Source organism: Ferrovum myxofaciens (assembly GCF_000735045.1).
Taxonomy (GTDB): Bacteria; Pseudomonadota; Gammaproteobacteria; order Burkholderiales; family Ferrovaceae; genus Ferrovum; species Ferrovum myxofaciens.
Map to the genome: position 1 here is coordinate 48,131 of NZ_JPOQ01000010.1, position 7,038 is coordinate 55,168.

Annotated in this window: 9 protein-coding genes; all 9 read left to right on the top strand. The window is 48.5% G+C overall.

Annotated elements, in window-relative coordinates:
• Positions 1 to 61: 61 nt before the first annotated feature.
• Positions 62 to 400, top strand: coding sequence for a 2Fe-2S iron-sulfur cluster-binding protein (locus tag IV91_RS0102600; protein ID WP_031595780.1), 339 nt, complete (start codon positions 62 to 64; stop codon positions 398 to 400).
• Positions 401 to 423: 23 nt separating this feature from the next.
• Entirely contained in the window at positions 424 to 2,112 is a 1,689-nt protein-coding gene (locus IV91_RS0102605) for a methyl-accepting chemotaxis protein (protein ID WP_031595781.1), read from the top strand.
• A 160-nt stretch (positions 2,113 to 2,272) separates the two neighbouring features.
• A complete protein-coding gene (nifE, locus tag IV91_RS0102610; RefSeq protein ID WP_031595783.1) occupies positions 2,273 to 3,652 on the top strand; it encodes a nitrogenase iron-molybdenum cofactor biosynthesis protein NifE in 1,380 nt (459 codons plus the stop codon).
• Positions 3,653 to 3,776: 124 nt separating this feature from the next.
• Entirely contained in the window at positions 3,777 to 4,250 is a 474-nt protein-coding gene (locus IV91_RS0102615) for a NifX-associated nitrogen fixation protein (protein ID WP_031595785.1), read from the top strand.
• Between the two features lie 13 nt (positions 4,251 to 4,263).
• On the top strand, positions 4,264 to 4,455 hold the full coding sequence (locus tag IV91_RS0102620) for a CCE_0567 family metalloprotein (protein WP_031595787.1): 192 nt from the start codon (positions 4,264 to 4,266) through the stop codon (positions 4,453 to 4,455).
• A 76-nt stretch (positions 4,456 to 4,531) separates the two neighbouring features.
• A complete protein-coding gene (gene modA / locus IV91_RS0102625; protein WP_051861903.1) occupies positions 4,532 to 5,317 on the top strand; it encodes a molybdate ABC transporter substrate-binding protein in 786 nt (261 codons plus the stop codon).
• The gene (locus tag IV91_RS0102630; protein ID WP_031595789.1) at positions 5,307 to 5,510 is read left to right on the top strand and encodes a TOBE domain-containing protein; all 204 of its coding nucleotides are present in this window, start codon (positions 5,307 to 5,309) and stop codon (positions 5,508 to 5,510) included. Before modA ends, IV91_RS0102630 begins: the two co-directional genes overlap by 11 nt.
• A gap of 14 nt (positions 5,511 to 5,524) precedes the next feature.
• A complete protein-coding gene (modB, locus tag IV91_RS0102635; RefSeq protein WP_031595791.1) occupies positions 5,525 to 6,190 on the top strand; it encodes a molybdate ABC transporter permease subunit in 666 nt (221 codons plus the stop codon).
• Entirely contained in the window at positions 6,181 to 6,915 is a 735-nt protein-coding gene (locus tag IV91_RS0102640; protein WP_051861906.1) for an ABC transporter ATP-binding protein, read from the top strand. The genes modB and IV91_RS0102640 overlap by 10 nt, the downstream gene beginning before the upstream one ends.
• Positions 6,916 to 7,038 lie beyond the last annotated feature (123 nt).

Consider the following 7,038-nt stretch of genomic DNA (forward strand, 5'->3'; position numbering starts at 1 on the left):
AGAGCACAGGTCCGCTCTCCATCCTTTTTATGGATGTCCAAACTTTGTGGAGGGGGGTACCATGGTGATGGTGACATTTTTGACGCCGCCGATGCAAGATAAGCTGGTGGTGGAAACCTTACCCGGTCTTAGTTTGCTGGCATTGATGGAGCAATATGACCTACCCAAGCATTGCGTGTGCGGAGAAGGAAAATGCGGGGCTTGTGCCGTAAAAATAGTTCCAATGCGGCGGAATCCCAAGTGGATAAGTATAGGCCCTCTCGAAAGAAGGCAGTTCATTCGGGATGGAAAGTTATCCAAGGCGGAGAGTGAACAACTCATGTTCAAGGATATTCCTCCCAGATGGCGTCTGGCCTGCCAGTATATTGTTTCAGATGAACCTATAATGGTGGTATTTTAATCTTTCTGAACTGAGTAATCATCGTGAAAAATAACGGCCCTGTGACTCAGCATGAAATTGATTATCCAGAGTCCGTGGTATTCGTCACACGCACAGATCCAAAAGGCATCATCACCGATGCCAACGACTCTTTTGTGCATATCTCAGGATTTGACCGTTCAGAACTCATTGGTAAAAGTCACAATGTGGTGCGTCACCCCGATATGCCCCAGTGGGCCTTTGCCGATTTGTGGGCAACGGTCAAATCAGGCCGAGTCTGGCGGGGTTTCGTCAAGAACAGGGCTAAAAATGGCGATCATTACTGGGTCTTGGCTACGATTTCCCCCATTATCCAGAATGGACACGTCGAGGGTTACCTCTCCTATCGAAAGAAGCCTGCACGGCAAGAAGTACTCAATGCCGAAGCACTTTACCGTCAATATCCAACAACCCAAGCTCCGTCCCAACCTCTGTCCCTGAAGCGCTGGTTTTTCGGACTGTCTATCCAGTACAAAATGCAGGTCATGGTTCAGCCCCTGTTGTTCGCACTATTATCGGGTTCTACTTTCATCACCTACCAACAAATCCGCTCGAACATTCTTGACGATGCCGTGGCCAAGGGTCTGATGATGGATCTGTCGAAAGAATTTTCCCGGCTGAACGTTATCACCCTGACATTGGTGGCGGCACAGATCATCTTGCAAGTCCTGTTCTTTTTTATCTTTAGTTGGGTATCGCGTCGTTATGTTGCGCGGCCTCTTCTGGCGGTGGCACAACATCTCGAAGAGATCGTGGCAGGAGATTTCAGTCGTCCGGTAGATGTTAGTGGACAGGATGAGGTAGGAACGCTGTTGAACAAGGTTCAGTCCACCAAGGTATTGATGGGCGCCATCATCGACCAGATCATATTCACCTCGGTAAATATCAACACCCGCACAATGGAAACGGAGAAGGCCTCCCGCTCCGCAGCCAGGACATCGTTGGAGCAGTCCGAGTTCTCTCAGGCGGCGTCAGCCAGTGTCGAAGAGATTTCCACAAGTATCGACAGCACAGCCGACAACGCAGATATGGTGGGACAAACATCTGCTCGTTCCTTGCTGGAAGCCAAGGAAGGAATGAACACGGTTCAAGAGGTGGTGGACAACATGATTATAATCAGCAAGGAAGTTCTGCAAGCTTCGGATGCTGTTCGGAATCTGGGGGAGCGTGCCGGACAGATTACGGAGATCGTGGGTTCCATCAAGGAGATTGCCGACCAGACCAACCTGCTGGCCCTGAATGCGGCCATTGAAGCGGCTCGGGCCGGGGAACAGGGGCGGGGGTTCGCCGTGGTGGCCGATGAAGTGAGAAAGTTGGCGGGTCAGAGCGCTCAGAGTGCCGCCACGATCGGGAAAGTATCCAGTGGTATTCATGAAGGCACCCTGGAGGCGATCCGAATGATCAATCTTGTGGTGGACAGGGTTCGACATGGAGAAGTTCAGGCTGGGAAAGCGGGAGATGCCATCGATAAAATTGCTCAAGAGTCGGAAAAAATGGTGGCGGGAATTTCTGACATCGTGGCTGCTGTTCAGGAACAGAGTATTGCCAGCCATGAGGTGGCGAAGCGTATTGAACAGATTGCTCAGGGAGCCGAGAAAAATGCAGAGTCGGTAGAACAGGTGAATGATGCTACCAAGGCCCTGGTAAGCATGGCGGGTGAACTCAATCAACTCACCAGTCGATTCAAGTTATAACGTTGTCCTTGTTTTGATCAATTGTTTTGTTTATTCCAATTGTTTGTTTTGCGACAGGTTAAAGTTTTAATAAAATCAATGTGTTGAGTATGGCACGGTAATTGCTTTTCATTGTCTGTCACCCCTTTTGCAGGATCCCTTTCATTCTGGAGGACAGACCATGGCCGGACTCAATATCAAGATACAGGAAGTGTTCAGCGAGCCTGGCTGCGAAAAAAATCAGGGGAAGTCGGAAAAGGAACGCAAAAAAGGGTGTACCAAACAACTTGTTCCTGGCGCCGCCGCGGGAGGTTGTGCCTTTGATGGTGCAAAGATCGCATTGCAGCCGATTACGGATGCGGCCCATCTGGTTCATGGACCCATTGCCTGCGAGGGAAACTCCTGGGATAACCGTAGTGCCCTGTCTTCAGGGTCGCGTCTTTACCGGACCGGATTCACCACTGATATCGGTGAATTGGATGTGGTGTATGGTGGCGAAAAACGTCTGTACAAATCTATTCGTGAAATCATCGAAAAATACGATCCTCCTGCCATTTTCGTTTATCAAACCTGTGTGACAGCCATGATCGGCGATGACATTGAAGTTGTCTGCAAAGCAGCGACCAAGAAATTTGGAAAACCCGTCATCCCGGTGGATTCGCCCGGATTTGTGGGAAATAAGAATCTCGGCAATAAATTGGCGGGTGAATCCTTGCTTGACTATGTCATTGGAACTGAAGAGCCTGAATATACGACTCCCTACGATATCAACATCATCGGCGAATACAATCTTTCTGGCGAATTATGGCAAGTCAAACCCTTGTTCGAGCGTCTGGGAATCCGTGTCTTGTCCTGTATCTCTGGCGATGCCAAATACAAAGAGGTGGCTTGGGCGCATCGTGCTCGTGTCACCATGATGGTATGTTCGAAAGCCATGATCAACATCACCAGAAAACTGGAAGAACGCTATGGGATTCCCTATTTTGAAGGTTCTTTTTACGGAATCTCCGATATGAGTGAATCTCTGCGGCAGACGGCGCAGTTGCTTGTCCGGCAAGGTGCGCCTGAGGACTTGCTGGCGCGTACTGAGGCGTTGATTGCCGAGGAAGAATCAAAAGCCTGGAAAAAACTCGAGAGTTATCGGGAACGTCTGGCAGGGCGCAAGGTTTTATTGATCACCGGGGGAGTCAAATCCTGGTCTGTGGTTTCTGCCTTACAGGAAGTCGGGATGGAAATCGTTGGAACAAGCGTTAAAAAATCCACCCTGGAGGACAAGGAAAGAATCAAGGAAATCATGGGGGAGGAAGCCCACATGATTGATGACATGTCCCCTAAGGAGATGTACACCATGCTCAAGGATGCCAAGGCGGAAATCATGTTGTCAGGCGGAAGATCCCAGTTCGTGGCCCTCAAGGCAAAAATGCCCTGGCTGGACATCAATCAGGAGAGGCATCATGCCTATGCCGGATATGATGGCATGGTGGCACTGGTTCGTGAAATTGACAAGGCACTGTATAACCCGATATGGGAACAGGTCAGGAAACCGGCACCTTGGGAATAGGACATACGTTGATTGACGTTGGCTTATGCCAAAGTTTGAGTGGATGGCTGGAAAGGAAGAGGGCGCATTATTGGCTCTGATTTATGGAGAACCAATCTGAATTAGATCATTTTAGGGGGTCTGAATGAGTCAAGTATTGGCTGAAGCCAAAGAGGTAAATGCAATGGAATCCATGTTCATCAAGGAATTGGTCAAACAATGGCGAGCTCAGGATTCCTACGGAACCTGGGAAAAGAAAAGCGATGAAGTATTGTTGGATCCCTACATCCTTGACAAGGAAAAGAGAAAAACGATTCCGCTCATGGGAGACCCGGACCCGGAAACCATTTGGCGTTTGGAGTTGTTCTATAACGCAATTGGGATGGCCATTGAACAACAGACAAAAGTTATGGTGAGTCCCATGATGAAGATGCATCACGAAGGTTTTGGTCGGATGGTCCTGATTGCTGGACGCTTGATCGTCGTCAACAAGCAATTGAGGGATGTACATCGTTTCGGTTTTCCCAGTATGGAAAAGTTGGCGGAAGAAGGGGAGAAATTGGTGGAAGCCGGGGTGGCCATGATCTCTCAATTTCCCGAAGTCGCTAAATTCAGTTAAAGGACATTGAACCATGGATGAACCCGAAAATATTAAACTGGTTTTGAAGAAACTCAATGCTCAGGCAACAGCTTTGAAGATGGATTTGCATGATCTATCGGAGGATCTGCCGACCGGATGGGAGAGAATCATGGAAGTGGCGCAGAAAACCTATGTGGCCTACCGAAATTTGAATGAAATGAAAAGCCGAATGACTGAAGGTTGACTTGACCCAATATCCCCCTGCTTGATCCGGGGGATTCTGTGTGATACTGGTTTGCATTGATGAAGGGGTTACAGGGATGAAGTCGGGTTTGCTCCCAGTTCTGTTTTTTCTGTGGATGGCACAGGCGGAAGCCGCTGAATTGGTGGTATCGGCCGCATCCAGTCTGACGGATTCCTTGAATGTCCTGAAGGGGATTTATCAGTCCAGGCATCCCAGTGAAACAATCCTTTTTAATTTTGGGGCTTCCGGATCCCTGGAGAAGCAGATCGAAGAGAGTGCGCCGGTAGATATGTTTATTAGTGCTTCCATGAAAGAAATGGATGCGCTTCAACGAAAGCAATTGATCCTGGGCGAACCGCACAATTTACTTTCGAATGAGATCGTTCTGATCGTTCCAAGATCCAATCAAGCTTCAATACAAGAATTTTCAGATCTGTCAAAGGTACATCGCTTGGCCATAGGGGATCCAGGTTTCGTACCGGCGGGTCAGTACGCCAAAGAAATTCTGAAATTTCAGGGACTCTATGATTTGTTGGAAAATCGGTTGGTTTACGGGGAGAATGTCCGACAGGTTCTGGAATATGTAGCCAGAGGAGACGTCGATGCAGGGTTGGTTTTCTCCACTGATGCATTGACCATGAAAGATCGGGTCCGGATCGTCATGAGTGCACCTAAAGGATCCCACGAGTCGATTTTTTACCCGGCGGCTATTTTGAAATTTTCAACTCATCCTCAGGCGACGCGCGAGTTCATGGATTTTATTTCCGGGCCAGAAGGGAAAGAAGTCTTTTCCAGATTTGGATTTCAGATTGTGGAAAAGCATCGTGTCAATCCAACAGAAGGAGATCATCATGAAAATTAGTGGACAGAATAAACTGGCAGGAGAAATTCTTGCGATCAAAAAAGGGGAAATAGAGTGTCAGATCACCCTGAAATCTGGAGAAAACATGATCGTGTCGGTCATTACCCGGGATAGTGCTGAAGAGATGGGACTCAAGGTAGGAGACCATGTGGTGGCGTTGATTAAATCAACGGAAGTGATGATCATGAAGTGATTGTGGCCAGCAACATGGATTCTTTTCTCTCTGCCTTGAAAATTTCGTTGTGGGTTGCAACCAGTTCAACTTTGCTGGTTGCCCTGTTTGGATTGGCTCTGGCTTTCGTCCTGGCGCGCTGTAATTTCAGGGGGAAAAATATTATTGATGCAGTAGTGACCATTCCCATGGTGCTACCGCCCACAGTGGTGGGTTACTATTTGATGGTTCTGTTGGGACGGGAGGGTATTGTCGGTGCGCCGCTATACCAGTTGACAGGATGGTCCTTTTTATTTACCTGGCAAGGTGCCGTGATTGCAGCCTTTATCGTCTCTTTGCCGCTCATGGTCAGAGTGGCCAGGTCTGCGATTGAGTCCGTTGATGAAGATTTAATCAGAGTTAGCTATAGTTTGGGCAAATCGAAGTGGGAAACTTTTGTTCATGTGATCCTGCCGTTGGCACGGAGCGGTATCATGGCTGGCGTGGTATTGGCTTTTGCTAGAGGATTGGGAGAATTTGGCGCAACGCTGATGATTGCAGGAAATATCCCAGGAAGGACCAGTACCCTTTCGCTGTCCATCTATTCGGCTTTTCAGGCAGGCGATGATACCAGGGCAGGGCAACTTGCCTGGGTACTGACCGGCATTTCAGTGTTCGTTGTTTATTTGGCAGGAAAACTGAGTCGCAGCAGATGGATGTAACTATCCGACTCAAGAAAAATCTTGAAGGATTTACTCTTGATGTCCACTGGGTTTCCCGGGAAGGAATCGTGGTGATTTTTGGTCCATCTGGATCTGGCAAGTCAATGACATTGCAGGCGATTTCAGGATTTTCACCGATGGATGAAGGCTATATTCGAGTGGGTGAGCGGGTTTTTTTTGATTCCTTTGCCACCATTGATCTTCCCCCACAAAGGAGAGAAATTGGGTATTTGCCCCAGAACTATGCGCTGTTTCCACATATGACAGTTCGTCAAAATATTCTTTATGGTCATCAAGCACCCGGCCCGGCGGCTGAAGAATTCCATGAAATGATTACGTTATTTCAACTTGAAGGACTGGAGAATCGTTACCCCAAGGAACTTTCAGGGGGTCAAAAGCAGCGGGTGGCCCTGGCTCGCGCCTTGATGAGAAAACCCAGGATTCTGCTGCTGGACGAACCGCTGGCTGCGGTGGATATTTCGGTTCGCAAGATGATCAGAACGGAACTTAAACTGCTCCAGAGAAAGTTGGGGATCCCCATGATTCTGATTACCCATGATCTAAGCGAAGCATTGGCCTTGGCGGACAAACTGATTATCTACGAACAGGGTCGTGTCGTGCAGGAAGGGGAACCCATGGAGATCATCAAGCATCCCCTCAATGAACGGGTCTCTGAATTGCTGGGACAAATCACGATTCACACAGAACCCGTTTTTTCATTTTAAGGTAACTACTCGCCCCCTAATTCACCAGCCAAAGCCATTTGAATGGCAATCATGGGATTGACCCCTTTGTAAGCCATGGTTTGCAGGTAACTGGTGATGCGGCAATAGGCATGGGCATAGATT

Coding starts and splice junctions, on each gene's coding strand:
- IV91_RS0102600 (WP_031595780.1), top strand. CDS start 62: ATGGTGATGGTGACATTTTTGACGCCGCCGATGCAAGATAAGCTGGTG.
- modB (WP_031595791.1), top strand. CDS start 5,525: ATGGATTCTTTTCTCTCTGCCTTGAAAATTTCGTTGTGGGTTGCAACC.
- IV91_RS0102630 (WP_031595789.1), top strand. CDS start 5,307: ATGAAAATTAGTGGACAGAATAAACTGGCAGGAGAAATTCTTGCGATC.
- IV91_RS0102640 (WP_051861906.1), top strand. CDS start 6,181: ATGGATGTAACTATCCGACTCAAGAAAAATCTTGAAGGATTTACTCTT.
- IV91_RS0102615 (WP_031595785.1), top strand. CDS start 3,777: ATGAGTCAAGTATTGGCTGAAGCCAAAGAGGTAAATGCAATGGAATCC.
- modA (WP_051861903.1), top strand. CDS start 4,532: ATGAAGTCGGGTTTGCTCCCAGTTCTGTTTTTTCTGTGGATGGCACAG.
- nifE (WP_031595783.1), top strand. CDS start 2,273: ATGGCCGGACTCAATATCAAGATACAGGAAGTGTTCAGCGAGCCTGGC.
- IV91_RS0102620 (WP_031595787.1), top strand. CDS start 4,264: ATGGATGAACCCGAAAATATTAAACTGGTTTTGAAGAAACTCAATGCT.